Annotated in this window: 25 protein-coding genes, 1 tRNA gene and 1 pseudogene; 10 read left to right on the top strand and 17 right to left on the bottom strand. The window is 60.7% G+C overall.

What is annotated here, in order from left to right; translation table 11 throughout:
- Window positions 1-38: 38 nt before the first annotated feature.
- Together RHE_RS04045 and RHE_RS04040 are read left to right on the top strand one after the other, a co-directional pair.
- A complete protein-coding gene (locus tag RHE_RS04045) occupies window positions 39-1,412 on the top strand; it encodes a glutamate--cysteine ligase (protein ID WP_011424153.1) in 1,374 nt (457 codons plus the stop codon).
- Between the two features lie 98 nt (window positions 1,413-1,510).
- On the top strand, window positions 1,511-2,377 hold the full coding sequence (locus tag RHE_RS04040; protein ID WP_011424152.1) for a DUF937 domain-containing protein: 867 nt from the start codon (window positions 1,511-1,513) through the stop codon (window positions 2,375-2,377).
- An 85-nt stretch (window positions 2,378-2,462) separates the two neighbouring features.
- Here the strand turns inward: RHE_RS04040 and RHE_RS04035 are convergent, their stop codons facing one another.
- Complete coding sequence (locus RHE_RS04035) at window positions 2,463-2,762, bottom strand: DUF1127 domain-containing protein (RefSeq protein ID WP_011424151.1); 300 nt, start codon at window positions 2,760-2,762, stop codon at window positions 2,463-2,465.
- Window positions 2,763-2,967: 205 nt separating this feature from the next.
- On the opposite strand from RHE_RS04035, the gene RHE_RS04030 reads away from it, so the two are divergent.
- On the top strand, window positions 2,968-3,924 hold the full coding sequence (locus RHE_RS04030; RefSeq protein ID WP_011424150.1) for a LysR substrate-binding domain-containing protein: 957 nt from the start codon (window positions 2,968-2,970) through the stop codon (window positions 3,922-3,924).
- A gap of 8 nt (window positions 3,925-3,932) precedes the next feature.
- Here the strand turns inward: RHE_RS04030 and RHE_RS04025 are convergent, their stop codons facing one another.
- From RHE_RS04025 to RHE_RS04015, 3 genes are all read right to left on the bottom strand, one after another.
- On the bottom strand, window positions 3,933-4,574 hold the full coding sequence (locus RHE_RS04025) for a TetR family transcriptional regulator (RefSeq protein WP_011424149.1): 642 nt from the start codon (window positions 4,572-4,574) through the stop codon (window positions 3,933-3,935).
- A gap of 417 nt (window positions 4,575-4,991) precedes the next feature.
- A complete protein-coding gene (locus RHE_RS04020) occupies window positions 4,992-5,408 on the bottom strand; it encodes an MAPEG family protein (protein WP_011424148.1) in 417 nt (138 codons plus the stop codon).
- Between the two features lie 103 nt (window positions 5,409-5,511).
- Window positions 5,512-6,267, bottom strand: coding sequence for an SDR family oxidoreductase (locus RHE_RS04015; RefSeq protein WP_011424147.1), 756 nt, complete (start codon window positions 6,265-6,267; stop codon window positions 5,512-5,514).
- Between the two features lie 92 nt (window positions 6,268-6,359).
- Between RHE_RS04015 and RHE_RS04010 the strand changes: the two genes are divergently transcribed.
- Window positions 6,360-7,277: a LysR family transcriptional regulator gene (locus RHE_RS04010; RefSeq protein ID WP_042117962.1), complete on the top strand. Its 918-nt coding sequence runs from the start codon at window positions 6,360-6,362 to the stop codon at window positions 7,275-7,277.
- Window positions 7,278-7,285: 8 nt separating this feature from the next.
- Here RHE_RS04010 and RHE_RS04005 read toward each other — a convergent pair whose 3' ends face one another.
- The 3 genes from RHE_RS04005 to RHE_RS03995 all read right to left on the bottom strand — a co-directional run bounded on the left by RHE_RS04005 (window position 7,286) and on the right by RHE_RS03995 (window position 10,526).
- Window positions 7,286-7,840, bottom strand: coding sequence for a hypothetical protein (locus RHE_RS04005; protein WP_011424145.1), 555 nt, complete (start codon window positions 7,838-7,840; stop codon window positions 7,286-7,288).
- Between the two features lie 2 nt (window positions 7,841-7,842).
- Entirely contained in the window at window positions 7,843-9,327 is a 1,485-nt protein-coding gene (gene guaB / locus RHE_RS04000; RefSeq protein ID WP_011424144.1) for an IMP dehydrogenase, read from the bottom strand.
- 206 nt (window positions 9,328-9,533) lie between these two features.
- Window positions 9,534-10,526: an MBL fold metallo-hydrolase gene (locus RHE_RS03995; protein WP_011424143.1), complete on the bottom strand. Its 993-nt coding sequence runs from the start codon at window positions 10,524-10,526 to the stop codon at window positions 9,534-9,536.
- Window positions 10,527-10,769: 243 nt separating this feature from the next.
- Between RHE_RS03995 and RHE_RS03990 the strand changes: the two genes are divergently transcribed.
- Complete coding sequence (locus RHE_RS03990) at window positions 10,770-12,191, top strand: DHA2 family efflux MFS transporter permease subunit (protein WP_011424142.1); 1,422 nt, start codon at window positions 10,770-10,772, stop codon at window positions 12,189-12,191.
- 5 nt (window positions 12,192-12,196) lie between these two features.
- Here the strand turns inward: RHE_RS03990 and RHE_RS03985 are convergent, their stop codons facing one another.
- The 4 genes from RHE_RS03985 to RHE_RS03970 all read right to left on the bottom strand — a co-directional run bounded on the left by RHE_RS03985 (window position 12,197) and on the right by RHE_RS03970 (window position 16,612).
- Window positions 12,197-12,580, bottom strand: coding sequence for a VOC family protein (locus RHE_RS03985; RefSeq protein ID WP_011424141.1), 384 nt, complete (start codon window positions 12,578-12,580; stop codon window positions 12,197-12,199).
- 106 nt (window positions 12,581-12,686) lie between these two features.
- The gene (locus tag RHE_RS03980) at window positions 12,687-13,961 is read right to left on the bottom strand and encodes an O-antigen ligase family protein (RefSeq protein ID WP_042117959.1); all 1,275 of its coding nucleotides are present in this window, start codon (window positions 13,959-13,961) and stop codon (window positions 12,687-12,689) included.
- Between the two features lie 363 nt (window positions 13,962-14,324).
- Window positions 14,325-15,044, bottom strand: coding sequence for an RlmE family RNA methyltransferase (locus tag RHE_RS03975; RefSeq protein WP_011424139.1), 720 nt, complete (start codon window positions 15,042-15,044; stop codon window positions 14,325-14,327).
- 8 nt (window positions 15,045-15,052) lie between these two features.
- The gene (locus tag RHE_RS03970; RefSeq protein WP_042119172.1) at window positions 15,053-16,612 is read right to left on the bottom strand and encodes a Ppx/GppA phosphatase family protein; all 1,560 of its coding nucleotides are present in this window, start codon (window positions 16,610-16,612) and stop codon (window positions 15,053-15,055) included.
- Between the two features lie 244 nt (window positions 16,613-16,856).
- Between RHE_RS03970 and RHE_RS03965 the strand changes: the two genes are divergently transcribed.
- Window positions 16,857-16,930: transfer RNA gene (locus RHE_RS03965), tRNA-Gln, on the top strand.
- Between the two features lie 331 nt (window positions 16,931-17,261).
- On the opposite strand, the pseudogene RHE_RS34185 reads toward RHE_RS03965, so the two are convergent.
- The 5 genes and pseudogenes from RHE_RS34185 to RHE_RS03950 all read right to left on the bottom strand — a co-directional run.
- A pseudogene (locus tag RHE_RS34185) lies at window positions 17,262-17,417 on the bottom strand (succinoglycan biosynthesis protein exoi); the annotation flags it as partial.
- A 171-nt stretch (window positions 17,418-17,588) separates the two neighbouring features.
- Complete coding sequence (locus RHE_RS34180; protein ID WP_011424137.1) at window positions 17,589-18,758, bottom strand: zinc ribbon domain-containing protein; 1,170 nt, start codon at window positions 18,756-18,758, stop codon at window positions 17,589-17,591.
- Window positions 18,653-19,651, bottom strand: coding sequence for a recombinase family protein (locus tag RHE_RS34175; protein ID WP_244425760.1), 999 nt, complete (start codon window positions 19,649-19,651; stop codon window positions 18,653-18,655). The genes RHE_RS34180 and RHE_RS34175 overlap by 106 nt, the downstream gene beginning before the upstream one ends.
- On the bottom strand, window positions 19,641-19,838 hold the full coding sequence (locus tag RHE_RS34050) for a hypothetical protein (protein WP_042119170.1): 198 nt from the start codon (window positions 19,836-19,838) through the stop codon (window positions 19,641-19,643). The genes RHE_RS34175 and RHE_RS34050 overlap by 11 nt, the downstream gene beginning before the upstream one ends.
- Before the next feature lie 775 nt (window positions 19,839-20,613).
- Entirely contained in the window at window positions 20,614-21,630 is a 1,017-nt protein-coding gene (locus RHE_RS03950) for an IS110-like element ISRel7 family transposase (RefSeq protein ID WP_011424135.1), read from the bottom strand.
- A gap of 227 nt (window positions 21,631-21,857) precedes the next feature.
- Between RHE_RS03950 and RHE_RS03945 the strand changes: the two genes are divergently transcribed.
- Window positions 21,858-22,940, top strand: coding sequence for a hypothetical protein (locus RHE_RS03945; protein ID WP_244425759.1), 1,083 nt, complete (start codon window positions 21,858-21,860; stop codon window positions 22,938-22,940).
- Window positions 22,941-22,985: 45 nt separating this feature from the next.
- Here the strand turns inward: RHE_RS03945 and RHE_RS31410 are convergent, their stop codons facing one another.
- The gene (locus tag RHE_RS31410) at window positions 22,986-23,264 is read right to left on the bottom strand and encodes a hypothetical protein (RefSeq protein ID WP_187331715.1); all 279 of its coding nucleotides are present in this window, start codon (window positions 23,262-23,264) and stop codon (window positions 22,986-22,988) included.
- Between the two features lie 143 nt (window positions 23,265-23,407).
- On the opposite strand from RHE_RS31410, the gene RHE_RS31405 reads away from it, so the two are divergent.
- From RHE_RS31405 to RHE_RS03935, 3 genes are all read left to right on the top strand, one after another.
- The gene (locus tag RHE_RS31405; RefSeq protein WP_092755364.1) at window positions 23,408-23,755 is read left to right on the top strand and encodes a transposase; all 348 of its coding nucleotides are present in this window, start codon (window positions 23,408-23,410) and stop codon (window positions 23,753-23,755) included.
- Complete coding sequence (gene tnpB / locus RHE_RS03940; protein ID WP_011053349.1) at window positions 23,752-24,096, top strand: IS66 family insertion sequence element accessory protein TnpB; 345 nt, start codon at window positions 23,752-23,754, stop codon at window positions 24,094-24,096. The genes RHE_RS31405 and tnpB overlap by 4 nt, the downstream gene beginning before the upstream one ends.
- A 73-nt stretch (window positions 24,097-24,169) precedes the next feature.
- Window positions 24,170-25,762 (top strand): IS66-like element ISRel15 family transposase, encoded by a 1,593-nt coding sequence (locus RHE_RS03935; protein ID WP_011053350.1) that lies wholly within the window; start codon window positions 24,170-24,172, stop codon window positions 25,760-25,762.
- The last annotated feature ends 179 nt before the right edge of the window (window positions 25,763-25,941 follow it).

Below are 25,941 nucleotides of genomic sequence, written 5' to 3'. Positions count from 1 at the left end.
CCGGCCCCCTGGGCGCCTTTCGAATACAGGTACCCCGCATGGCCCGCGACACCACCGACCAGACGCCGCTCTCTTCGGTCCAGGAATTGACCGATTACATCGCCGCGGGCAACAAGCCGCCGGAGCGCTTCCGGATCGGCACCGAACATGAGAAGTTCGCTTTCTTCCGCGCCGACAACAGCCCGGTTCCCTATTTCGGCGATGCCAGCATCTCCGCCCTGCTTACCGGCCTGCAGAAAAAGAGCGGCTGGGAGCCGATCCTGGACGGCGGCAACATCATCGGCCTTGCCGAACAGAACGGCATGGGCGCGATCTCGATCGAACCCGGCGGCCAGTTCGAATTATCAGGCGCGCCGCTGGAGACGATCCACCAGACCTGCCGGGAATCGAATCAGCACCTGGCGACGTTGCGCGAGATCGCCGAACCCATGGGCATCCGTTTCCTCGGGATCGGCGGCAGTCCGAAATGGACCTATGCTGAAACGCCGCAAATGCCGAAATCGCGCTACGAGATCATGACCCGCTATATGCCGAAGGTCGGCACCAAGGGCCTCGACATGATGTACCGCACCTGCACGATCCAGGTGAATCTCGATTTCTCCTCGGAAGCCGACATGCGCAAGAAGATGCGTGTCTCGATGAAGCTGCAATCGCTGGCGACCGCGCTCTTTGCATCCTCGCCCTTCACCGAGGGCAAGCCGAACGGTTTGCTCTCCTGGCGCGGCGATATCTGGCGTGACACTGACAATCGGCGCTCCGGCCTGCTCGACTTCACCTTCCGCGACGATTTCGGCTTCCGCGACTATGCCGAATGGGCGCTCGACGTGCCGATGTATTTCATCGTCCGTGACGGGCGCTATCACGACTGTACGCACGTCACCTTCCGCCAGTTCATGAACGGCGCCTTGAAGGGCGAGGTCGTCGATCCGGCGCCGACGATGGGCGACTGGACGAACCATCTTTCGACGCTCTTCCCCGACGTGCGGCTGAAGCGTTTCCTCGAAATGCGTGGTGCCGATGGCGGCCCCTGGCGGCGCATCTGCGCCTTGCCGGCCTTCTGGGTCGGCCTGCTCTATGAAGATGCAGCCCTCGAGGCAGCCGACGAGCTGACCAAGGATTGGAGCTTTGCCGAGGTCAGCGCCCTGCGCAACGCCGTTCCGGCCGAAGGGTTGCAGGCTGAGTTCCGCGGGCACTCGCTTCTCGAGATGGCCCGCGAGGTGGTCGGCATATCGAAGGCCGGCCTCAAATCGCGCGGCAAGCTCAATGGCGAAGGCCAGGACGAGAGCATCTTCCTTGCGCCGCTCGACGAGGTACTTGCCAAGAAGGCGACGCTCGCCGAGGATCTGCTTTCGCTCTATCACGGCCGCTGGCAGGGTTCCGTCGAACCGGTCTTCGAGGACTATCAGTACTGAGATCGTCCTAAGCGCCTCTGGCAAAAAGCCGTTTGCACATTACCATTTCCGGATATAGTGACGTCAAAACGCGTCACGACTCGGGGAAAGGGACCTCCATGCTGCCACTCTTCGACATGATGATGCAGGCGCAGAACGGTGCGGCGATGGAAGCGGTCGCGCGGCAGTTCAACCTAGCGCAGGAACAGGCGACGAAGGCCATGGCGGCGCTGATGCCGGCCTTTTCCGCCGGCCTGAAGCGCAGCACCGGCAATCCTTACGATTTTGTCGGGCTGATGCAGGCCGTCGCCTCCGGCAACTACGCTCGATATTTCGAGGATATGAGCCGAGCCTTCACGCCGGAGGGCATTTCCGACGGCAACAATATCCTGGCCCAGCTCTTCGGCTCCAAAGAGGTTTCGCGGGCGATTGCAGCCCAGGCCGCCCAGATGACCGGGATCGGACAGGATATCTACAAACAGATGCTGCCGGTGCTGGCCGACACGCTTATGGGCGGGCTCTTTAAGCAGACGACCGGCCAGATGGCCGCGCCGGTCAATCCTTTCGTCAACACCGCAATGGGCGAAACCATCCAGAAATGGTTGGAAAGCACGGGCTTCGCACCGAAGCAAAAGGCTCCGGAAGCCAGCATCTTCGACAATCCGTTCACACAGGCGATGCAGCTGATGTTTTCGGCAGCGAAGCCGGAACCGGCGCCTCAACCCAATCCCTTCCTCGACAATCCCTTCGCCAAGGCTTTCCAGGAGATGATGGCCGGCCTCGGCCAGCAGCCGGCCGCCCAAAAGCCCGCAGCAAAGACGCAGGCCGCGCCGGAGGAAGAGCCAAAGGTCAATGGCGACAGCTATGCCGAAATGCTGAACGCCATGTTCGACAGCGGACTTGAGGTGCAGAAGAGCTACCAGAGGAACCTGGAGGCGATTTTCGAAACCTACCGGCCGAAGCCCTCTCCTGACACCAAGACATAAAAAGACCCGGCGATGGCTGGGAAAGCCGATCACCGGGTCAAGCGGCAGGGCTATTGGCTATCACCCTGCGGGGAAACTCGCGCTCCTACTCGTCGCAGGAGCGGAAGAACTGCAGGCGCCAACGATTACGCGCCGAGCGCGTCAGATGTTCCGACGGGTCCTCGAAAAAAGTCGAGGCCAGGAACGCCGAGGTCAGATCGGCCCTGGTGAGGCCGATGTCCCTCAGCTGCGTGTCGTTCAGATCATGCAGCCCGTTGATCTCCATGCGATTGCGGAACACGCGAAAGAGGGAGGTCAACGGGGCGAGGCCTGCCGCCAGACGCTGGAAAAACGTCGGGGTCAGCTTACCGCAGTCGAGTTCTAGTGTCCGGTCTGTCGTGTGCATCGAACTCTCCTTTCTTTCGGGGCACGCAACAACCCACCCCTGCCGCGAGGTCGTGCGGAAGGGAGCAGGCTGAATTCGGCTCGGACAGGCAGGGGTGTCTGTCCTTCACTTTGCTTGATTTGCATCCCGAAGATGCCAAAGACCTATTGATCAGTCCAACGAATGTTTCTAATGATTATCATCAGCTATCTTTATAGGTGAAACCATGTCCGCGCCTCTTGATCTCGACCAGTTGCAGACTTTCATCGCCATCGTCGATTCCGGCAGCTTCACCAAGGCCGCCGACCGGGTCTACAAGACCCAATCCGCCGTTTCCATGCAGATGCGCCGTCTCGAAGAGCGCATCGGCAAGCAGCTGTTCATCAAGGACGGCCGCGGCAACCGGCTGACGGTCGAGGGTGAAAAACTGCTCAATTACGCCCGGCGCATCATCCGCCTCAACAATGAGGCGATCGCCGCCTTTGACGACAACAGGTTGGAGGGGACGCTGCGCATCGGCACGCCGGACGATTACGCCGATCGCTACATGCCTGAAATCATCGGCCGTTTTGCCAAGACGCATCCGAATGTCGAGCTCTACATCGTCTGCGAACCCTCGGTGGACCTTGCCGAGCGCATGCACAAGGGCGAGCTCGATATCGCCCTTGTCACCCACAATCCGCGCGAGCGCATGTCCGATGTGGTGAGAACCGAGCCGCTCTGCTGGGTCGGCTCGGCCAATCATCCGATCCGCGACGACGCGCCGGTACCGCTAGCCGTTGGCCGCCGCGACTGCCAGTGGCGCCAGCTTGCCTGCTCGGCGCTCGATGCCGTCGGCCGCGAGCACCAGATTCTGTTCACCAGCTGGTCCTGCACCGTCGTCGCTGCGGCCGTGCTTGCAGGCATGGCGGTCTCGGTGATGCCGGAATCGGCGCTGCGCACGGGCATGAAGGTGCTGAGCCAGGCCGACGGTTTCCCGGCGCTGCCGCCGGTGCAGATCGGCATCATGAAGCGGCCGGGCGTCTCGCTGTCGCTGATGAACGCAATCACGGCGCATATCACCGCCTGCCTCGATAACATCACGCCCGCTGTCGTCGACGACGGGCTGGACGCGGATGTCAAATCCGCCCAGGCGCGCCTTTATCCGCGGCTGAAGGCTGCGAATATGGTGCCGAGCTGGTAGGAAAGGCTCTACGCGGCGCTCGACCCGCTCGCGGCAAAAAGAGAGGCGCGGATGACGCGTTTCCACTCGCCGAGCATGCGCCGCGCTATAGTCTCTTCGCTGACGGCGGCAAGCCGGATGACGGCGCCGATCAGGTGGCTGAAAAGGTAAGTGCGCGCGAACATTTCTTCGTCGCAAAGGTCGGGAGCCAACCTGCGTACAGCGTCATCGAAGATATCGGCGACGCGACCGCTATGCTCGATATTCAGCCGAAGCAGATCCTGATCGGTCTCGGTTCCCATCCACACGCCGCGATAAACGGGATCGTCGCGATAGGATTCGTAGTACCAGTCGATGGTGGCGCAGACGAGATCGAGGGCCTGGTCGAGTGACTGCACATCGCGGAACATCGCTGCCGTCTTCGCCTGGATCGCCGAAGCGTGCTGGTCGAACAGGGCTTTGACGATCGCCGCCTTCTCCGGGAAATACTGGTAAACCGAGCCGATCGGCACCTTGGCGGCGACAGCGAGTTCCGTCATCCGCATGGCGCTGACGCCTTTTTGGGCGATTATTTTAGCGGCGGCAGCAAGGATAAGATCCAGCCTCTGGATGCTACGCTCCTGCTTCGGCTTCCTGCGCAAACCGATGCGATCCATGCTTTCCGCGCCCATGTCGTTCCCGTTCTTATTGTTCCGCGGCGGAGCTATCTGCCACCACCGCGTCGAGCGGATATGACATGCAGGCCTTCATCAGCGGTAAATGGAAAAGCTCACATTTTAACGACCGGCAAACGCGTCTGAAAATCGGGAGTTCAGCCATTCCCCCCGGTTGCGCCAGGCGAGAGAACCCTTGAAATAGTTGCGAAATTCTCTTCGAGGGGAAACCGCTGATGTTGCGACTCTTCGTTGCGAGGGAATGGCCGTCCAGAAGTTTTAGAACCTCACAGACAGCGTCGCCTTAACCCGATGCTGCTGTGCGTCTTCCGCGATTTGACCGGAATAGGCGATCCCGAGCCCAGCACCTTCATTCGGGGTGACGTCGAGGACGAAAGCGTTCGCCGCCAGCGGCACGCCCGCAGCCGCAAGGTCTTATCCCATTGCCATCCAGGCGGCGAGCCAGATCCACATGGCGGCGAGCGTGAGATAGCCGGCGGCGAAAAGCGGGCTGCGGTAGCTGAGGTCGTTGCTGGTGACATGGACGGCGGCGTGGGCGTAGCGCAGCGCGACGAAAAGCCAAGCAAGGCCGACGGCTGGAAGGTTGTCGGCCTCGGTCACGTAGAGCAGAACGCAGCAGGCGTAGAAAAGCACGGGCAGTTCGAACTGATTGGCGAGGCTGTTCTTGACGGCGAGGCTTTCGGCCGGCTCATCACGATTTTCGCGATAATCCGATTTCGCTATCTTGCCGGCGCGGACCATCTTTGCGCGCCGCATCCCGAGAAGGGCATAAAGGCCGTAGACCAGCGCTACATGGGCGAGGAGTGGCCAGAAGATTTCATAGCCGGTCATCTATCGCCGATTCCTTTCCGCTTCACATGTCGTTGGCAGCATTAGCGGAAAGGATAAGCGGATGCCAGCGGCTCGCCCTGGCATCCGCAAACCGCTATTGTGTTCACACCTGAGCGCTGCCGCCATCGACGAAGAGTTCGGCACCGGTAACGAAGCTGGAATCATCCGAGGCGAGGAAGAGTGCGGCTGCGGCAACTTCCTCGGCACGACCGACCCTGCCCATTGGCACCTGGGCCGCCAGCGCATTGAGCAAGCCCTGCTGTTGGACCGGGTCCTTACCGGCCAGTTCGACCAGTCCAGTCGTTTCCGTCGGACCAGGACTAAGCGTATTGATCCGAATGCCGCGATCCTTCAAGTCGAGGATCCAGTTGCGCGCAAAGCTGCGCAAGGCGGCTTTGGAGGCAGCGTAAACGCTGAAGGCGGGCGTGCCGGTCGAGCCTGCTGTCGATCCGGTCAAGACGACCGATGATCCCCGTGCAAGCAGTGGCAAGGCCTTCTGCACCGTAAAGAGAACGCCCTTCACATTTCGATCGAACGTGTCGTCATACTGCTCTTCCGTGACTTCGCCGAGCGGCAACATGGAGCCGCCACCTGCATTGACGAAGAGCACGTCGATTCTTCCAGCCTCAGCCTTCACCTTTTCATAGAGGCGATCGAGCTCGGCAAGATTGGCCGAATCCGCCTGAATTCCCACGGCTCCGCCGCCGATCTCAGCGATTGCTGCATCGAGAACATCCTTGCGACGGCCCGTGATAAAAACGCGCGCGCCCTCAGCCACGAAGCGCTTGGCGGCGGCAAGGCCGATGCCGGAAGTGGCGCCCGTGATAACCGCAATCTTCGCATTCAATCGTTGTGTCATTGTCGTCTCCTTTGGTTCGACTGAAGTTGAGATATGGACGGGGGCATCGTTTCGGAATAGAAAGAATTGAAAGCCATTGTTTCAGGAATGAAATGACGAAATTTCCAGATTTCGAGGGACTGGCGATGTTCGCGAAGGTCGCCGAGGAGCGGTCTTTCGTGCGGGCTGCGCAGACGCTCGGCGTGTCGGTGCCGACCGTTTCGCGAGCCGTAAGCCGTCTTGAGCAAAGGCTGGGCGCAAGGCTCTTCAACCGCACCTCTCGGCAGCTCGCTTTGACCGATTTCGGCCTGCGACTGGTCGACAGCGCCGCCCGGATCTATGCTGAGGCAGAGATGGCAGAGGACGCCGCCCGGGAGCTTGCGACCCGCCCGAAGGGGCTCATCAGGCTTGCCGCGCCGATGGACTTCGGTACACGCTGGCTGGCCCCGATCCTGCCTGACTTTTTCGAGCTCTTTCCGGAGATTTCCATCGACCTGCACATGAGCGACGCCGTCGTCGATATCGTGGGAGACGGCTTCGATGCGGCACTCAGAATCGCGGTCCTGCCGGATTCGTCATTGGTCGCGCGCAGGCTGACGCCGGTGGATCGCTTCATTCTCGCTGCACCCGCATACCTCGATCGCTACGGCGTGCCGGAACATCCCCGCGAGCTGGCGGCTCACCATTGCCTCGGATACGCCTACAGGGCGCGACAGGACGTCTGGCGCCTGCGCAACGGTGAAGGCAAGGAGGAGGTCATCGTGCCAAGCGGCTCTCTCAGGGCCACCAACTCGCAAGCGTTGGTGCCTATGGCGCTACGGGGCCTCGGGGTCATCGAACTGCCCGAATTTCTCGCACATGACCATCTCGTCGACGGCCAGCTGACGCCAATCCTTCCCGACTGGACGCTGCCGACCGGCGCACTGTATTTCGTCACACCTTCGGCTCGGAGCCGGCCAGCGAAGGTCGAGGTCCTTTCCGATTTCATGATGGCGAGACTGTCAAATCCGGTTTGGCGGAGGAGGAGCTGATAGCTGCTTCAATCTCGGCCCGGCGACAGCCAACGGGCGATGGCGAGCCTGACAAGGACGATGAACGAGATGGCGAGGCCTAAGAATTTCAGCCGCGTCATCCATGGCAGCAGCTGCGCGGCGAGGCCCGCGGAAGGACTGTCGCTGAAGGCGATCAGGCTCGCGATGTTCTCGCCATAGTCGGCGATACCGTAGACGAAGGGCAGCAGATAGACCGCGCGACCGACGAGCGGGTGCAGCGATCGTCCAAACCAGGCGTCGACAGGCCCGAGCCTGAGGAAGGCGAGGAACAGCAGCGCCGTCAGCAAGGCCGGAAAGATCAGCTCCGGCCCGAAATACATGGCGCTCAGCAGTCTCGCCGCCGTCTCGTTTCCATCAAGCAGCTTCTGCATGTGGAAGACGGCGGATTCGTCGTAGCCGGCAAAATAGGTGTCGAGCACCGCCTGGCCGGTTTCGTGCTTGAAGGGAACGACGAAGCCGAAGGTCGTCCAGGCGAGCACAGCAAGGCAAAGGGCGGCGAGCAGCGTGATGATCCAGAGCGGAATCCCGCTGCCCGCCTTCATGGTCAGAGACCGGCGCCCGGGTAGTTCGGGCTTTCCCGCGTGATCGTCACGTCGTGGGCGTGGCTTTCGCGAAGACCGGCCCCGGAGATGCGCACGAAAGTGGCGCGTTGCTGGAAATCCTTGATATCCTTGCCGCCGACATAACCCATGGCCGCCTTGAGACCGCCGGCGAGCTGGTGGACAACGGCCGAGACCGGCCCCTTATACGGCACCTGGCCTTCGATGCCCTCAGGTACGAGTTTCAGGGTGTCGCGCACTTCCGCCTGGAAATAGCGGTCGGCCGAGCCGCGGGCCATGGCGCCGACGGAGCCCATGCCGCGGTAGGCCTTGAAGGAGCGGCCCTGGTAGAGGTAGACCTCACCCGGGCTTTCGTCGGTGCCGGCCAACAGCGAGCCGATCATGACGGCGGAAGCGCCGGCGGCGATCGCCTTGGCAAGGTCGCCGGAGAATTTGATGCCGCCATCGGCGATGACGGGCACATCCTGATCCTGTGCGGCCTGAACCGCCGACATGATGGCGGCAAGCTGCGGAACGCCGACGCCGGCGACGATGCGCGTCGTGCAGATCGAACCCGGGCCGATACCGACTTTGACGGCGTCGGCGCCGGCATCGATCAATGCTCTGGTGCCGTCATAGGTGGCGACATTGCCGGCCATGATCCGCACCGAGTTGGAGAGCTTCTTGACCCGGGTGACGGCATCGAGGACGCGCTGCGAATGGCCATGGGCGGTATCGACGACCAGGAGGTCGACGCCGGCCTCGATCAACCGTTCGGCGCGCTCGAAGCCGTCATCACCGACGCTGATGGCGGCGGCGGCGCGAAGCCTGCCCTGCGCATCCTTGGAGGCGTTCGGGTTCAGCTGCGACTTCTCGATATCCTTGACGGTGATAAGGCCGACGCAGCGGCCTTCGGTATCGACGACCAGCAGCTTCTCGATGCGATGCGAGTGAAGCAGGCGCTTGGCCTCTTGCTGGTCAACGTTCTCCTTGACGGTGACCAGATTGTCCTTGGTCATCAGCTCGTGGATCTTCTGCTCCGGATCGGAGGCAAAGCGGACGTCGCGGTTGGTCAGGATGCCGACGAGGCGCCCCGACTTCTCGACGACCGGGATGCCGGAGATGCCGTGCGATTTCATCAGGCCGAGTGCTTCGGCAAGCTTTGCCTCCGGTCCGATGGTGACCGGATTGACGACCATGCCGCTTTCGAACTTCTTCACCTGGCGGACTTCTTCGGCCTGCTCGGTGGGGGTCAGGTTGCGGTGGATGACGCCGAGGCCGCCAGCCTGGGCCATGGCGATTGCCAGCCGGCTTTCGGTGACCGTATCCATGGCCGAAGAGAGGATCGGAATGTTGAGATCGAAGTCGCGGGCGATGCGGGTCGCGATATTCGTCTGGCCGGGCATGACCTCGGAATGGCCGGGCTGCAGCAGCACGTCGTCGAAGGTAAGCGCGTCCGCGCCGGTTGCCGTTTCAATGATGCGGGCCATGGCCAATTTCCTTCATATAGAAAATGCAACCTGCCCCGGAAACGAATCGTCCGCCCCGGCGGTGTGCATGAGTTGCTTGGAAGTTGGCGAGGGCTGGTAACACGTCTATGAGAGGAAGGAAATAGGAAAAAGCCCGGCCTGTGCGCCGGGCTCGTCATGGGTGCCATGCACGTAAAGCAATTCCGGGAAATCAGAGCCGCTTTCGATCAAATATCGAACTGATAGGTTTTCGGCACGAAGCGATAGCCGCCATCCTGTCGCTCGACGAAGCCAACCGCCGGGAACGGCATGTGGTAGCCGAGAAATGCGATCTTGTCGGCCGCGATCATATCAAAAACCTTGCGGCGGGTGGCGGCCGCCTGCGCCTTGTCCATGTCGAAACGCACCTCCCAGTCCGGACGCAAGAGCGACAGGATATAGTGGTTGGCCGTATCGCCGGTCACAACGAGGCGTTTGCCGTCGGATTCGACATGGAACACGATGTGACCTGGCGAGTGGCCGGCCGCCAGCATTGCGGTGACGCCGGGCGCGACGCCGGCGCCATCTTTGATGAAGGTGGCCTTTTCGGCAAGCGGCGCCACATTGGCGAGCACCGCCTTGTGCCCGGCCTCGGCCGGCGTGCCCTCGCGCGCAGCGTTCGACCAGAAATCATATTCGGCCGCACCGATGACATAGCGGGCGTTGCGGAAGGCGGGCGCGCCGTCTTCCATCAGCCCGCCGATGTGATCGCCGTGCAGATGGGTCAGAGCCACCAAAGTCACGTCCTCGGGCGAATATCCCGCCACCTTCAGGCCTTCGGCGAGCTTTCCGAGCCCGCGGGCGCGGCCGGCCGCGCCAAAACCGGTGTCGACGAGAATGAGATCGGAGCCGGTGTCGATGAGAACAGGCGCATAGCCGTTCAGGAACTTGTCGGCCGGCAGGAAGTTTGCGGTCAGCAACGCCTGGACGGCTTCGGGATCCTGATTGGTGCCGTAGGTCTCATAAGGTTTTTCGGAGATATTGATCCCGTCCCTGACGACGGTGAACCTATAGGAACCGAGCTTGAACTGATTGATTTCGGGTAAAGGCGTTATATCCATACGTCTGCTTGCTCCAGTGACGGCCGCTTCGGCCTTCTCTTTCAAAATTGCCGGCGCCGCCAGCAGGCCGAGGCTTGCGGCAAAAAGCGTGCGCCGTGTCATTCGCGTCGAAATTGCCATATATCCATCCCCCCCTGACGCGTGCTTTGTCGCTGCGCGGCCGATGACACCCCGCCGGATTTCTTGCCACGGCGGCGTAAACATATGTCAATCTTGATAGCGGAGCTTGTCGGACAAGCCGTCTCACGCAGACGTGAAGCAAACATCGCATCGAAGCGGATTAGAGCATTGGCAGCTCCCTAAACTGGGACTAAACAGCACGGGCCTTCCAGCTTCCATCCGCGCCCATCAAGGCTCCCGCCTATGAACCGCATCGTCCCGCTGATCCTCGCCGTCGCTCTCTTCATGGAACAGATGGATTCCACCGTGATCTCGACGGCGCTGCCGGCGATCGCCGCAGACCTCCATGTCGGGCCGATCACCCTGAAACTGGCGCTGACCTCCTATATGGTGGCGCTTGCGGTATTCATTCCCGTCAGCGGCTGGATGGCCGACAGGTTCGGCGCCAAGAAAATCTTTCGGCTCGCCATATCAGTCTTCGTCATCGGCTCGATCTTCTGCGCCATCTCCTCCAGCCTTGTCGAGTTCGTCTTTGCCCGATTCCTGCAGGGCATGGGCGGTGCGATGATGACGCCGGTCGGCCGTCTCGTGCTGGTGCGCACGACCAAGCGCAGCGATCTGGTCTCGGCCATGGCGCTGCTCACCATCCCGGCCCTGGTCGGCCCGCTCACCGGCCCGCCGCTCGGCGGCTTCATCACCACGTATTTCAGCTGGCACTGGATCTTCCTGATCAACGTGCCTGTCGGCATCATCGGCATCTGGCTGGCGACGATCTTCCTGCCGGAGGTGGAGGCGACAGCCCCGCCGAAGCTCGATTTCACCGGTTTCGTGCTCACCTCCCTTTCGGCCGCGGGGGTCGTCTTCGGCCTGTCGGTGGTCAGCCTGCCGGCCTTGCCGCCGATCATCGGCGTCGCCGCAACGTTGGTCGGACTTGCCTGCGGCGTCCTCTATGTCAGCCACGCGAAGCGCCACCCGGCGCCGATCCTCAACCTGAACCTGTTCAAGAACCCGACATTCCGCGCCTCGACCGTGGGCGGCACGCTGTTTCGCATCTGCGTCGGCGCCATGCCGTTCCTGACGCCGCTGATGCTGCAGCTCGGCTTCGGGCTGACGCCGTTCCAATCCGGCCTGATAACCTTTGCCGGCGCGATCGGCGCGATCACCACCAAATTCATGGCAAAGCGCGTCTTCGCCGCCATCGGCTTCCGCACGACGCTGCTCGGCGCCGCCATGGTGACGACTGCCGTCACCGTCATCACCGGCCTGTTCACGCCGGCAACGCCGCATCTCGTCATCATCGGCGTGCTGCTCATCGGCGGCTTCTCCCGCTCCTTCATGTTCACCGGGGTCAATGCGCTCGCCTTTGCCGATATCGACGATGCGCAGGCGAGCCAGGCGACCTCGATGAGTTCGGTGATGCAGCAGATCAGCCTGGCGCTCGGCGTCGCGGTCGCGGCCGCGATCCTGGAAAGCTCGATCTATATCAGGGGCGAGGCACTTGATGTGGCCGATTTCCACCTTGCCTTCTACATCATCTCAGGATTGACCGTGATTGCGACCATCCCCTTCATCAGGATGGATCGTAACGCCGGCGCGCTGGTTTCCGGCCACCGCTCAAGGCGCCTGGCGGGACCGATCGAGGCCGAGCAACAAGCCGCGAAGTAAGCTTTCTATTCGGGGCTCTCGCAGACGGCGGAGAGCTTGTTGCCGTCGAGATCGCGGACATAGGCGGCATAAAAATGGGCATGGTAGGAGCGCAGACCCGGCCCGCCTTCATCGGCGGCACCTGCCGCGATTGCCGCCGCATGGAAGGCATCGACGGCCGCCCGCGTATCGGCTGAGAACGCGACCATGGCGCCATTGCCCGCAGTCGCCCGGCGGCGATTGAACGGCGTCACCACCCAGAAACGGCAGCGCGTATCGCCCCCGGCCGAATAACCGATCTCCTCCTGCGAATAATGCTGGCGGCGATAGCCGAGCACGGGCAGAACGGCATCGTAAAAATGCCCTGCGCGATCAAGGTCGTTGGTTCCGAGCGTGACGTAAAGAAGCATGGGACCGTCATCATCGGCCGGGAACGGCCCAAGATCAAGCTTCCTCTGCTTGACCTTCCGCCTTGCTTCTTTTGATGCGCTTCAACGGGCGGTTACGCGCCGGTGGTCAGCTATGAACGACGGGCGCAAATCGTGTGCTACCTCGGTCCGCACAAATAAGGGCGACCATATAGGCGAAGATAGGATCCAATGCCTTTTGGTTGAACATGATGCCGAAGCTGCCGGTAATGACGTAGCTGCTGACGAGTAGGAGAGCGATCGCCATGGACAGGTCCTTGCCGGGGCCGGGTTCCTTTTTCCACGCGGCTATCAAGGGCGTCAGGAGCAGCAGCGAAAGCGCTGCGATGCCGACAACGCCGGCGTCGATCCCCGCCGTCAGAAAGCCGTTATGGACATGCGAATAGGGCAGTTGTGGCCTGATGTTTTCGGGTAGCTCCGCCAAGACCGAGGGCATCCTGTTCTGCGGGCCATAACCGGTCAATGGATCCTTGCTGATGGCTGCCAGCGCGCCTTTGTATAAGGCGACGCGTGCGCTGAGTGAGGTAATCTCGTCCTGACTGCGTTCAAGCGATGCCATATTTTCCTGCAGCGCGTGGATGCGATGGATGATTTGGCCGCTGCCCAGCGCGATAAGTCCGGCGAACAGCAAAGAGCCGGTAATGGCGAGACTGCGCAAACTGAGATGGAAGCTGTGTTTGCGGAAATACCAGAGAAGAATGACGAGATGGACGGGAATGGCCAGCCAGGCCGAACGCGTTCCGGAAAGCAGCACGCAGCCGAGGCCGGCGGCATATCCCAAGATCGCAATTCTTTGCTCCACGCTTTTGGGAGATTGAACGTTGAGAAGCGCAACGCCCCCGAAAAGCAGGCCTATGATTCCGAGTAGTGCAGCATTCGACGTCCCAGCCTCTGCTCTCTCCATCAGAAAGATGATCTGCAGCAGGCTCATGAGAAAGGTAACGATCATGCCGATCCCGGCACCGAGGATAAACAGCGGCACAAGGCGGCCATCGGGAGATTGGCGCATTCGTGGCAATATCAGCCAGATCGAAAAGAAGGGCAGGAGCCGGAATATCCAATCTCCCACTTCGGAGTAAGGCGGATTGATGAAGATGCTGGCGATCATCACCAGCGGGTAGATCGTCATGCAAATGGCAACTGCTCGGTCCGACTTCCACAGGTTCAGAGGAAAGCGGCCCGTGACCAGACAGTAGGCGGCCCAGACCACCGACACGTAGAGGATGAAGGAGTTAAAATTTGGGGAAAGACCCGGAAGGATTGCAAAGGCAAAGACCGCAATTCGGTTATTTCGGTCACGCGCACCTCCCGCTCCGGTCCCAGAATCCAGAATCGCTATCTTGAGTTGTGTTAAATAATTCAAATTTGCCGGCCCCTGACCGTGTCGATGCTGCCTAGCTAAGGGTCGTGATCACGGCTGTCAAGTCGGCGGAAATGTATGGCTTTATTCGAAGTGGCATTCCGGCAACGAGCTTTCCTAATCGATACAGTTCTGTTCAATAATGATCGGCGAAGCGATGCAACGATGGGCCCAATGGGCAGAAAAACACGCCTAGGGTGCGGGCTTGAGCCAAGGATCGAGCGATAGGCTCCGCAGCCGAATTGTTCTTCAGCAGTTGCTCCTTGGAACCTATGTCAGCCTATAAAGCAATACCCTGGGTAGGCAGGCCGATGTCCTATCAGACTATGGCTCTGCCTAAAATAGTCCGTAAGGAACGGCCCGAGATCAAGCTTCTTCAGCGTCGCCCTCAGCTTTGCGCCCCTTGAACCCCTTAGCCAGCAGGAACATCTCGACCGATTCGGCCCGCGATGAGTTCGGCTTGACATGGACGACCTGGCGGAAATTCTGCTTCAGCATGGCGAGCAGATCGCGCTCGGTGCCGCCCTGGAAAGTCTTGGTCAGGAAATGCCCGCCTTCCCCCAGCACTTCGATGGCGAAATGGGCCGCCACCTCGCAGAGGTGCATGGTGCGCAGATGGTCGGTGCGGTGGTGGCCGGTGGTGGGTGCCGCCATGTCCGAGATGACGAGATCGGGCGTGCCGCCGACGGCCTCCATCAGCTTTCCCGGTGCACTCGGATCAAGGAAATCGAGCTGCAGGATCCACACACCCGGCAACTGGGCCATTTCGAGGAAGTCGATCGCGGCCACCCGGATATCCTCATCCGTCGAGCCGGTGACTTTGGCGGCGATCTGCGACCAGCTGCCGGGAGCAGCCCCTAGATCGATGATGCGCTTGGCGCCGCGCAGGATATGGTATTTCTCGTCGATCTCCAGCAGCTTGAAGGCGGCACGGGCGCGATAGCCTTCAAGCTGGGCGCGCTGCACATAGGGATCGTTGATGTGGCGCTGCAGCCACTGGCGAGAGGACGCCTTCATCTTCTTGTTCTTGACGCGCTGGCCGAGCTTGCGGCCGGTGCGGTTTCCCGCGATCGGTGCCTTGGTCATGCCTTCCCCTATCTAGCCCGCTGGCCGCGGCGATTGCGATTGCGGCGCCACACACCGTCATCGGCCATCATGTCGGTCAGCAGGCCTTCCCTCAAGCCGCGATCGGCAACGCGCATGCGCGGGCTCGGCCAGCGACGGCGGATCGCCTCGAGGATGGCGCAGCCGGCAAGCACGAGGTCGGCGCGATCGGGCCCGATGCAGGGATTGGCGGCGCGGCTTTCGAAATCCCAGGAGAGCAGTTTTGCCTGCATGGCTGAGACCTCGCCATCGGACAGCCAGATGCCGTCGACCTTGCGCCGGTCGTAACGCGGCAGGTCGAGATGGACGCCCGCAAGCGTCGTCACCGTGCCCGACGTGCCGATCAGGTGGAAGTCGCCGGTCTGGGCGATCTCGATCTCCGGGCAATCGAAACGCCCGAGCATGCCTTCGACCTCGCGCACCATGCCTTCGAAGAGCTCCGGCGTCACGTCGCGTCCGCCGTGGCGCTCCGACAGCGTCACGACGCCGACTGGCAGCGAAGTCCAGTGGGTGATGTGATTGGCCAGCCGGCTGAAGCGATTGTCGCCGATGCGGATGACGGCGATTTCCGACGAACCGCCGCCGATATCGAACAGCACGACGGAGCGTGTCTCCCGTCCGACGAGCGACGAGCAGCCGGAGACGGCAAGCCGCGCTTCCGTTTCGCGATCGATGATTTCGAGCGCAAGACCGGTTTCGGCGACGACCCGGCGGAGAAATTCCTCGCCATTGATCGCCTGACGGCAGGCTTCGGTCGCGATCAGCCGCATGCGCCGGATTTCCCGGTTCCTCAGCTTGGAGGCGCAGATCCTCAAGGCTTCGATCGCCCGGTCCATCGCGTCGTCCGACAGGCGGCCGCTCGCCGCAAGGCCTTCACCGAGACGGACGATACGCGAGAAAGCGTCGACGACGCGGAACTGCCCCGGGCGGGTCGGCTGAGCGATGAGGAGACGGCAATTGTTCGTGCCAAGATCGAGCGCGGCGTAGAGCTCTTCCGGCCACGCGTGCTCGCCGGCCTGGCGATCGCCGTCGCGACCGGGACGAGCATCACCGTCCGGACGGCCCCTGCGGATCGCGCCCGCGCCATTCGGCGTTTCGCGCGGCTCGACACTGCGCGTCGTCTGCTCCACCTGGCTTTCACGCTGCAGCGAAGGCTTTGCCGGCGCCAGCGGCCGGCCCTGCAGGCCGCGCTTGCCGCGATGCTTGCGGCGGTTGCGCCGGCTCGGCGCCGAATCGCCATCGGCCCGGCCGGAGTGACCGGCCGCTGCCGCCTGTTCCATGGCATGGGGGTGAAGTGAACCGTCCTGCGCAGCACCTTGACCGCCACGACGGCGGCGCTTTCGCTTGCGGGCCGGACTCCCGGCTGCATCCTCTATCGGGCGCGCAGACTGTCCGGCATTGCCGGAAAGCTCATGCGAAGCGGGATGAGCCGCGCTGCGGGATTGCCCGCCACGCTTGCCCTTGCGGCGCCTGGACTTCTTGCCGTCCCTGCGCCCTGCCGCCGACGCCCCGTCAAATTGCGGCTTGGCGCCGCCTTCGGGGTCTTCCACGTTCGTTTTCCATCGCGCCGCGCAAGTCCCAAAGGTATGCAGCAGGCGCTCATTCGATTTTTGCGTTGCCGCAAAGATATCAGCGCCCGCCGAAATCGCCAAATTCTTTTTTGGACAAGGGATTTGCGGATAGTTGACCGGGGGCCACACAGCACCGGATTTTTTTCAAAACAGGTATTTGCAATCTTCGGGCTTTTGTTTATAAGCGCCGCACACCAGCCGAACCGCCCGCCGGTTTGCCTGCTGGGGAATAGTTCAATGGTAGAACAGCGGACTCTGACTCCGTCGATCTTGGTTCGAATCCAGGTTCCCCAGCCAAACATTTCCTCAATAAAAAACAATCCCTTCCTGGTGGGCGCGCGTCATCACCCACGTGATTTGATGTTGCATATGGTGCAAGACTTCCTTTATTTCCAACGATTGTCATACGCTCCCGGGCAGTTCCGTGCGACATGCAAGTTACATATTCGCACCTAAACCAACCCGCTACCTAGCCCCCGTTTGCGCCCGCGGAGCCCGACAGCGCGGCTCGCGGGCATAGTAGCGGCGGAAGGAAATGGCGGCGTAGGGCCGCCCTCTTTGGCGAGCTTCTTTTCGATCCCGGCCAACGTTCTCCATACTGGGGGCTGATCTTCGTCTGTGCATACTATCGCTGCCCCGGCACGTGGAAGATGCGCTCGCCGGTATTCATGCTGATATTGCCCTTGACCGTGCACGATTGCCCGGCGGCGCCTGAAGCGCTCCATGAGGCCAGCATCTCGCTAGCAGTCCAGCCGCCGGCCGCACCAAACGCGACCGCGCCGATGACTCAACCCGGCGCCCTGAGCAGCACCGATTTCTTCTGCTGATTGCGATAACGCGGACGCATGCCCCCATCTCCGCCATGTCGCGCGAAGATTATAACCGCGTTAGAGCACCGCGAAAAGATGGAGGATTGGCGCAGAGACTACAATCCTGTTTCATAACACCCATCTTTCTATGTCATTGAAGGGAATAGGTTTTCCTGATCTGGAGGCGATCCCGCGGGGTGGCGAGGGTTCTTCCGGGCATGATTGAGGATCTGACGTGCTTGTGGGGTCGCGAGTTTGGAACGGCTGAAGATCCATGGGCCATCGGGTAGCGGATGAACCCCCTCAATATCGCCCGCCTCGGCCGCCAGACGCAGCGTCTTTGGCGTTATCCCGAGCAACTTCGCCGCACCGCCCAGATTAAGCCACGGCTCGACCCCGTCGATCTGGGGACGGAAGACCGGAATCTTGCGATATGACCTCAGCGCGGTGACCCGCTCCCGTGTCCAGCGATTGCCATTGCCGGTCGTCAGTCCGTTGCGATTGAGGACACCGGCAATCACATCATCATTGGCGATCAAGACGACCTGTCTGACAGCGTCGACAATGTCGTCAGGGGTCGCGTTTCTTTGGCCACGGCGTCGCTTCGGCAGGCGCAGCTCGGTGTGGACGCCTCCAACCCAATGAATGACGAGGACGATCTCAGAGGTTCCATCATCGAGATCGGCGACCACTTCATTGATGAGCGTGCGCACGATGCGCTTCTTCAGCCTTGCATCGGTTGTCGGCGCCGTCCAGACGGTGCGAAGGTTTCCCGCAAGTGCGGTTACCTGTGATGCGGACATGGGGAACGGCTGCGGCGTAACTGTCCGATGTTTGGCAATCCTGGCCTCGATCTCGCCGACGCGTGCGAGTGTCTTATTCCAGCGCGCTTCGAGCTCAGACGTTACAAGTCTGTTCTCCGGATCGGCCGCGTCATATTGCCGGAATGCCCGGTCGGCTCCATAGCGTGCTGCCTCGAGGTCGCGAAGCAGGACATCCTGAACCTGATCGCGTTGGCTGGCCATATTGCGTTCCGCCTCGATGGCGGCGGCAATGGCTCCTGGTTCGACCACGCCGAGCAGCGCCTCCTCGATCGCATCATCGACCCGCAGACCGCCGAAGGCGATGCAACGTGGTTCGCCATTATCGAGTAGACCGCGCCAACAGGAATAGCGTGGGATGTTATGGTTGGCGCCTGTGTAACGAACCGTCAGCTTCCGGCCGCACCTTTTGCAGCGGAAAAGGCCGGCAAGCAGAGCGTCGCCATGCTTCGGCGCTCCATGATGGCGACTGGCCGGTACATTGTCGCTGACCATCTTGCGGATCTCCTCCGCCCGTCCCAACTGATGTAACCTTCGTGCGCATCCGGGATCAGCGCCAGCCATTCATCACGCGCCTTGCGGCGAATTCCAGACCGGTCATCGTATCGGGGCACGGAGCGACTCTTACCATACGCGTAAGCGCCGCCGTAGATCGGGTTCGCAATCATCCGGTGGATGGTGGCATAATTTGGCCTGCGCCAGATGACGTCACCGTTGGCGCACCTGACGGGCAGGTCCAATCCCTGCTCAAGGAACCATAGCAAGGCCTGCCGGGCACTCCCGAGTTCGGTGACCTTGTTGAAGACGAGTGCGATGGCTTCCTGGATGCGTCGGTCGGGATCCTTCTCGATCCTATCACCGGCCTTTACGAAGCCGGCCGGAACAGTGACGACGAGCTCACCGCGGCGAGCCTTCTCATAGCGGGCGGAAAGGGAACGCTGACGCAAGAGATCGAGTTCATATTCGTTGAGGCTGCCCTTCAAACCCAAGAGCAGGCGGTCGTTGCCCTGGCGGGGCGCATAAACTGCTTCCTGATCGACCAGGACGGTATCGACAACGCGGCACATCTCGATGAGTTGCTGCCAATCGCGGCTGTTCCGGGCGAAGCGCGATACCTCACGCGCGGCCACGGCGCCGACCTTGCCAAGGCAGACTTCCGCCACCATCCGATCAAGTCCAGCGCGGGTCACGCCGCCGGCGGCCGAACGACCAAGGTCGTCGTCCACCGTTTCTATATGTGACCATCCAAGCGCTGCCAGACGGTCGCGCATGGCGTATTGGAGGGCGCTGCTCTCTCGATTGTGCAGAACCTGGTGAGCCGAGGACTGCCGAACATAGAGGATGGCCTTCCGCTCCAGATGATGCGGCCCGATCTTCTCATGCATCATGACCGGCCTCCTTCTGTTGGGAGGCATGTCCGCACTTTGCGTGATCGACGAACAGCCGCACGATGAGCACCGTCAACGCGTGGCGGGTCTCCTCCGGCAACTCCGGCCATTGCGGCGTCCCTGCCGTCTTCCCCCGCTGCGGGGCCGAGAACAGATCGAACTGGCATGTCATGGGCTGGCGAGGCATGAACATCTCTCCGACTCGTTTCGTGAGAGACCAATGCTGCGCCCATTACCGAAGATTGCGATGAGGCATCAGCGTCCTTCAGCAATCTTGCCAAAATATGCAGGCTTGCGAGATCGACGTGCGGAATCGGCAGGCTGCGCCAACAACCACTCACTGATCGGTCGAACATCCACGACGGGACCTCAAGAAGTCGACCAGAAGAAGAACCAGAAAGGCTGCAGCGGAAAATATGCGTCCCTTTGGACACAGACTCATGCACGTGAACGAGCCGTCCGGACCAGGGATGCCACGGATACAAAAGCTCGCGAACCTCGGTCCCGTGGGTGTTCTGTCGTCGTGTTGTACAATGAGGAAAGACCTCATGGTGCGATCGGCAACAAGGTGCCGATCTCGTTGGTGAATTCAGGGTGCGCAACCAGCCCGCCTCCCTGAATAAAGCCGGAAAACTCTAGCATCCGGTGGTCCAACGTTTGGGAGCGGTTCAAAAACCGCCGAGGCTCTAGTCGCCGCTGGATGAAAGTTCAGTGGCATGTATGGACGGCCTCCGTGGCAAGGGGCAGTTAGTGTTTCTGGCAGATTGGTCGGGTGCAGGCATGTATACGGCCTTTGATTGCGGCGCGTTCATGCCGCTGGCCCTGATGTAGTCCGCTGATCGGATCCCAGACAGGTCAATGCTTTCAAGCGGCACCCACTGATCGGGTTTGTCCGATCCCGGCTCGACCGTTCGCCATCACGCCATCAGCACCTCACCAATTTCTGCATCCTCTGTGAGCATTCAAAGGGCAGCGGTCGCCTCAAAGCGCCTGCCCGTCGTCATCAACGCCCAGACGATCCGCACCATCTTGTTGGCCAAAGCAACAGCGACGAAGTTGTGCGGCAGAAGTTCGGCGGCCCAACGCGTCGGTGCAACTTTAGCCTTGCCGCTGAAACGAAGCACCGCATGCGCGCCCACAACAAGAAGCCGGCGGAGATAGGGATCGCCTTGTTTGCTGATCCTTCCGAGGCGGTCCTTGCCACCCGATGAGTTCTGCCGCGGCACCAGGCCTATCCATGCCGCCAATTGTCGGCCGGATTTGAAGAACGACGCGTCGGTCACCGTCGCGGCAATTGCGCTGGCAGTGATCGGGCCAATTCCAGGGATCGTCTCAAGGCGGCGGCTCAGTTCGTTCGAGCGATGCCAAGCATGAATTTGGCGATCCAGCTCTCTGACCTTCTCGTGCACCTCCCGCAACTGCCCGATTAGGGGAAGAAGCGCGGACCGCGCAAGCGGCGGGATTAGATCGTGATCATCGTCGTCGACCAACGCGATCAGCATTCCGACGCCGGCAATGCCCTGTCGCGTTACGATGCCGAACTCCGCCAAGTGGCCGCGCAAGGCGTTCACCAGCATTGTCCGCTGCCGGATCAAAAGCTCGCGGACCCGATGCCGCATCAGCACACCCTGTTGCTCCTCGCTTTTCACTGGAACGAAGCGCATCGTCGGCCGCGTCACCGCCTCGCAAATCGCCTCGGCATCCGTCGCGTCATTCTTCTGCCGCTTCACATATGGCTTGACGTAAGACGCCGGCATCAGCCGAACCTCGTGACCCAGCGCCATAAGAACCCGAGCCCAGTGGTGTCCAGTCGCGCATGCCTCGATTCCGATCAGGCATGGCGGCAATGCCTTGAAGAATCCAACGACATCGTCGCGGCGCAGCTTGCGGCGGTTCACCGTCGCGCCGGCACCATTGATCCCGTGAACCTGAAATACATGCTTGGCGATATCCAGACCAATTGTGGTAATCTTCTCCATGGACGGCTCTCCCTTATGTGACTTTCGACAGCCACACTTTGGCACATTGCGATGCCGGGTGCGGAGGCCGTCCACCACATCAGGTCACCGTGCCCCCGCCAGCGCTCGTGCATCGTGTACTCCACCGTCGCGGACTGACATCGATGAAGCCCTACCGCCTCAGCAGCGCTTGACACTTCGCTCTTCGGGCAATTACTCGTGAGTTCGGCTAGTCAAAGGTCTAAAGCATGATTTTCAAGCAGATCGGAAATTATTGGTTAAGCGGAGCAGCTGCGGCAATGATTGCAATTGCCGGCGTAGCGATTGCATTTCCCCGCGAGAAGACAATTGCGTTCGTCGAAAGCCCCAACGGCCCTCGCGAGGTGAAGCTAGAAGCTGGGATATCGAAAGAGGATCTCAATTTCCTTCAATCTTTCCGTCGTCCGATAATTGATTCGGATGTTACTATCCCCGAATTGCGATCGCTCCTACGCGATCAAATGACCAAAGATTTTCAAGGAGAGCGTTCATCAATCGACCAGCGATTCCCGCATCTGACCGATAGCGAAAAGTTCATCCTCTTCCTCGTGCTTCGCGCGAACGGCAGCATGCCTGTCTATAAGACCCGCGCTCTTCCATTGCTCACGTTTCCAGACATGCTTACGGCTATTGACGGAAATTGTTACGACGTTTCGATCCGGCTATCTATCCTGCTTGAAGCGGTAGGCATCCGAAGCGCGATCATCACGATCTTTACTAACGCATTGCCTGGTCATGTCATCGTCAGTGCTTATGATGAAACTGGGCAAACGGCCTACCTCCTGGACGCGAACACAAACGTATTTCGCCACTGGCGCGACGTGGATTCAGACATTCTGACGATACTATCCAGCGCTTCTCCGGATGATCGCAAGCGCTTATTTGAGGTGGGAGAAGACGTCGATCTGCCGATCTATTTTCGCTTTTACGCCCCGCCTTCTGATGTGGCGTTTTCACCCAATCCCATCACAGCAGATTATCTGAACGAGGTGATTCCTGCGTCCAGAAAAAATGCATGGCGGTCTACATTCACCGATCAATTCGCACAGCTGGTCGGATCATGGCGCGGTACTGGGCTGGTTCCGCGCACATTGACTGAGACTGCCAGTTTCTTTGCCCCACAGACCCCAACTGGATTACAAAATTTGTCAGATTTTTCTCCACAACTCGGATTGGATCTTGAGAAAATCCGTACAAAACTTGGAATTGAAGCAACAGGGACCTTTTCGGAAGGAACATTTTCTCTTGGCCCCAATCAATATTGGATAAAGACATCGCCCGCCCATTTATAGACCTGACCTGCCCCAGTAATTGACACGGCCTTCACCGGCTTGCGATTACCCACATCTGGGCGTCGCTGCTATTTCGGTTCCGAGGCGAATATCTGTCAACCGGCTGAGGCCGCGCCAGACGACCGTATTTCCCGGTGGTGGATCTGATGTTCTTGCAAGGTAACCGCCTAAACGAGCGAGTTTGGTGAGATAGAAGACTAGCGATCCCGGCGTCGTCTGCCGGTTGCCTACATTGCTGACCATTTGATCGAGGATTTCAATTTCCTGTTCGGTGAGAGCCGCAGTTGGCGGTGTTTCGGGTGCGGTGCGCGCGAGCATTGTCAACCAGAGCACTCTCCAGCTCATGAGTAAGCGACAAGCAGACCCCATCTGGCGAAGCAGCTTAGCGGTCGGCTATCGGTAGCGGACACGATGAACTGCTGTGAGCTTCTATGTCTGCGCCTAGCTCTGGAACTAGAACTTTTCATATGATCGAGGCTGTTGCGGACCGATTTGAGGGCGCGCCTCGGCAGCTTCGGCGGCGCTGGTCGGACGATTTTAAAGCGCGTGCAGTTGCAGAGGCACTCGAGCCTGGCTCGAGCGTGTCAGCGATCGCACGTCGGCTTGATATCCATCCGTCACAACTGTTTGGCTGGCGTCGCGCCGCCCTGGGCTCTCACAAGGAGAACATAGCGCCGATCGGTCATAAGGCAGTCACGCCATCTGCCGACGGCGCGATAATCGAAGTTCTGATTGGCGATGTCGTCGTGCGCGCTCCCGCCGATGTGGACGAAGCTCATCTGCAGCGTGTCATCCGGGCAGTTCGCTCAGCATGATCCCCGCAGGTGTAAAGGTCTTCCTCGCCAGTCACCCCATCGACTTTCGTAAAGGGCCGGACAGTTTGCTGTCGCTGGTGCGCGACGCCGGCAGTGATCCGTTCAATGGCTCGCTTTATGTCTTCCGGGCGAAGCGGGCGGACCGGGTCAAGATCGTCTGGTGGGATGGATCAGGGGTCTGCCTCTATTCCAAGCGGTTGGAGAAGGCGCAGTTCTGCTGGCCGCGGATCGGCCACAACCGGGTGCAGCTCAATCACGCTCAGCTCATGGCGCTCGTTGACGGCATGGACTGGAAACGGGTGCGCTCAGTGGCGGTGAAGCCGCCGGAGATTGTTGGGTAAAGGGCTGCGGCGAAGTGAATCAACCGCCTGAAAAGGCAGGAAAACCGGAGCAAATTGTGCTCTGGTAGGCCTCATGACGCCGCCCGATCTACAGCTCCCGGATGATGTAGAGACCCTGAAAGCCATGGTCCTCGCCATGGCCGAGAAGGCAGCGCGCACCGATGCTCTCGAGAGCGAGGTCGCAGACCTGAAAGCCAGAAACGCCGATGCCGACGAACGCATCGAGCGACTGACCCAGATCCTGAAAGCCTTCGATCGCGCCCGCTTCGGCCGGCAATCGGAAAAGCTCGGCTCTCCGGGCATCGATGATGAGCAGCAGGCTTTTGTCTTCGAGGAAATCGAGACCGGTATCTCGGCAATCCGAGCCAAGGTAAACAAGGGTGCCGCTGATCCCGATGCGAAACGTGCACCCCGGCCGCGCAAGGGCTTTGCACCTCATCTGGAACGAGTCGAAGTGGTGATCGAGCCGGATGAACTGCACGAACACATCGGCAAACAGAAGGTGCTGATCGGAGAAGACGTCTCGGAGCGACTGGACGTCGTGCCGGCGAAGTTCCGCGTCATCGTCACCCGGCGGCCGAAGTATGCCTTCAAGAACGAAGACGGCGTCATCCAGGCAGCCGCGCCCGCGCACATCATCGAGGGTGGCATTCCAACGGAAGCGCTTCTCGCCCAGATCGCTGTCTCGAAGTATGCAGATGGCCTTCCGCTCTATCGACAGGAGGCAATCTATGCACGCGACAAGGTTGAGCTTGACCGGAAGCTGATGGCCCAATGGATGGGCAAGCTCGGCTACGAGCTCGATATCCTGGCCGACTACATCCTCGCCGAGATCAAGAAGGCTGAGCGCATCTTTGCGGACGAGACGACATTGCCAACGCTCGCGCCCGGATCCGGATCGGCAAAGACAGCCTGGCTATGGGCTTATGCGAGGGATGATAGACCCTTTGGCGGTAGTGGCCCGCCGATGGTCGCCTATCGCTTCGAAGATAGCCGCGCTGGCGATCGCGTCGCCCGGCATCTGAATGGCTATCGCGGTATCCTTCAGGTGGACGGGCATGGTGCCTACAACAAGCTTGCCCGATCTGACGGCGGCAATGACGGCGTGATGCTGGCCGGCTGCTGGTCCCATAGCAGGCGCAAGTTCTACGAACTCCACGCCTCGGACAGCTCCAAGATAGCCAGCGAGACGGTGGAATTGATGGCAAAGCTCTGGGAGGTGGAAGCGGCGGCCCGGGGGCAGAGCCCTGACGCGCGTGTCGCGGCACGTCAGGCGACATCTGCTGCAGTTGTCACTGAGCTCTTCGCCCTGTGGCAAAAGACCCTGCCGCGGATCTCCGGCAAGTCGAAGCTCGCAGAAGCGATCCGCTATGCCACCTCGCGTCGCTCCATCTTCGAACGCTTCCTTACCGACGGCCGCATCGAGCTCGACAGCAACATCGTTGAGCGTGCCATCAGGCCCCAGACGATCACGAGAAAGAACAGTCTCTTCGCCGGCAGCGATGGCGGTGGAAGGACCTGGGCGACTATCGCCACGCTCCTTCAGACGGCGAAGATGAACAACGTGGACCCGCAGGCTTGGCTCACCCAAACACTTGAGCGGATCGCCAACGGCTGGCCGAGCAGCGATCTCGATGCACTCATGCCGTGGAATTACGCGCGCTGAACGGTCTCAGCTTGCCGTTTACGATACGACGGCCGACCCAACTCAATCGTCACATCACTTCAATCGGATGCTTCGTCATAGGACTACTCCTAGTGTTTGCACTAGGACTTCCGATGTTCGTCTCAACCTTGCAAGACGGCCCTCACCGGGCGCTTACGGTGCTCCCGCCCATCGGCAAG

Source organism: Rhizobium etli CFN 42, assembly GCF_000092045.1.
In the GTDB taxonomy this organism is placed as follows: domain Bacteria; phylum Pseudomonadota; class Alphaproteobacteria; order Rhizobiales; family Rhizobiaceae; genus Rhizobium; species Rhizobium etli.
Note: the sequence above shows the minus strand (reverse complement) of the source record. Positions and strands in the feature narration are given on the sequence as shown.

What these genes read in the sequence shown, in the direction of transcription:
- RHE_RS04045 (WP_011424153.1), top strand. Translation starts at nt 39, where the DNA reads ATGGCCCGCGACACCACCGACCAGACGCCGCTCTCTTCGGTCCAGGAA.
- RHE_RS04040 (WP_011424152.1), top strand. Translation starts at nt 1,511, where the DNA reads ATGCTGCCACTCTTCGACATGATGATGCAGGCGCAGAACGGTGCGGCG.
- RHE_RS04035 (WP_011424151.1), bottom strand. Translation starts at nt 2,762, where the DNA reads ATGCACACGACAGACCGGACACTAGAACTCGACTGCGGTAAGCTGACC.
- RHE_RS04030 (WP_011424150.1), top strand. Translation starts at nt 2,968, where the DNA reads ATGTCCGCGCCTCTTGATCTCGACCAGTTGCAGACTTTCATCGCCATC.
- RHE_RS04025 (WP_011424149.1), bottom strand. Translation starts at nt 4,574, where the DNA reads ATGGGCGCGGAAAGCATGGATCGCATCGGTTTGCGCAGGAAGCCGAAG.
- RHE_RS04020 (WP_011424148.1), bottom strand. Translation starts at nt 5,408, where the DNA reads ATGACCGGCTATGAAATCTTCTGGCCACTCCTCGCCCATGTAGCGCTG.
- RHE_RS04015 (WP_011424147.1), bottom strand. Translation starts at nt 6,267, where the DNA reads ATGACACAACGATTGAATGCGAAGATTGCGGTTATCACGGGCGCCACT.
- RHE_RS04010 (WP_042117962.1), top strand. Translation starts at nt 6,360, where the DNA reads ATGACGAAATTTCCAGATTTCGAGGGACTGGCGATGTTCGCGAAGGTC.
- RHE_RS04005 (WP_011424145.1), bottom strand. Translation starts at nt 7,840, where the DNA reads ATGAAGGCGGGCAGCGGGATTCCGCTCTGGATCATCACGCTGCTCGCC.
- guaB (WP_011424144.1), bottom strand. Translation starts at nt 9,327, where the DNA reads ATGGCCCGCATCATTGAAACGGCAACCGGCGCGGACGCGCTTACCTTC.
- RHE_RS03995 (WP_011424143.1), bottom strand. Translation starts at nt 10,526, where the DNA reads ATGGCAATTTCGACGCGAATGACACGGCGCACGCTTTTTGCCGCAAGC.
- RHE_RS03990 (WP_011424142.1), top strand. Translation starts at nt 10,770, where the DNA reads ATGAACCGCATCGTCCCGCTGATCCTCGCCGTCGCTCTCTTCATGGAA.
- RHE_RS03985 (WP_011424141.1), bottom strand. Translation starts at nt 12,580, where the DNA reads ATGCTTCTTTACGTCACGCTCGGAACCAACGACCTTGATCGCGCAGGG.
- RHE_RS03975 (WP_011424139.1), bottom strand. Translation starts at nt 15,044, where the DNA reads ATGACCAAGGCACCGATCGCGGGAAACCGCACCGGCCGCAAGCTCGGC.
- RHE_RS34180 (WP_011424137.1), bottom strand. Translation starts at nt 18,758, where the DNA reads ATGGTCAGCGACAATGTACCGGCCAGTCGCCATCATGGAGCGCCGAAG.
- RHE_RS34175 (WP_244425760.1), bottom strand. Translation starts at nt 19,651, where the DNA reads ATGATGCATGAGAAGATCGGGCCGCATCATCTGGAGCGGAAGGCCATC.
- RHE_RS34050 (WP_042119170.1), bottom strand. Translation starts at nt 19,838, where the DNA reads ATGCCTCGCCAGCCCATGACATGCCAGTTCGATCTGTTCTCGGCCCCG.
- RHE_RS03950 (WP_011424135.1), bottom strand. Translation starts at nt 21,630, where the DNA reads ATGGAGAAGATTACCACAATTGGTCTGGATATCGCCAAGCATGTATTT.
- RHE_RS03945 (WP_244425759.1), top strand. Translation starts at nt 21,858, where the DNA reads ATGATTTTCAAGCAGATCGGAAATTATTGGTTAAGCGGAGCAGCTGCG.
- RHE_RS31405 (WP_092755364.1), top strand. Translation starts at nt 23,408, where the DNA reads ATGATCGAGGCTGTTGCGGACCGATTTGAGGGCGCGCCTCGGCAGCTT.
- tnpB (WP_011053349.1), top strand. Translation starts at nt 23,752, where the DNA reads ATGATCCCCGCAGGTGTAAAGGTCTTCCTCGCCAGTCACCCCATCGAC.
- RHE_RS03935 (WP_011053350.1), top strand. Translation starts at nt 24,170, where the DNA reads ATGACGCCGCCCGATCTACAGCTCCCGGATGATGTAGAGACCCTGAAA.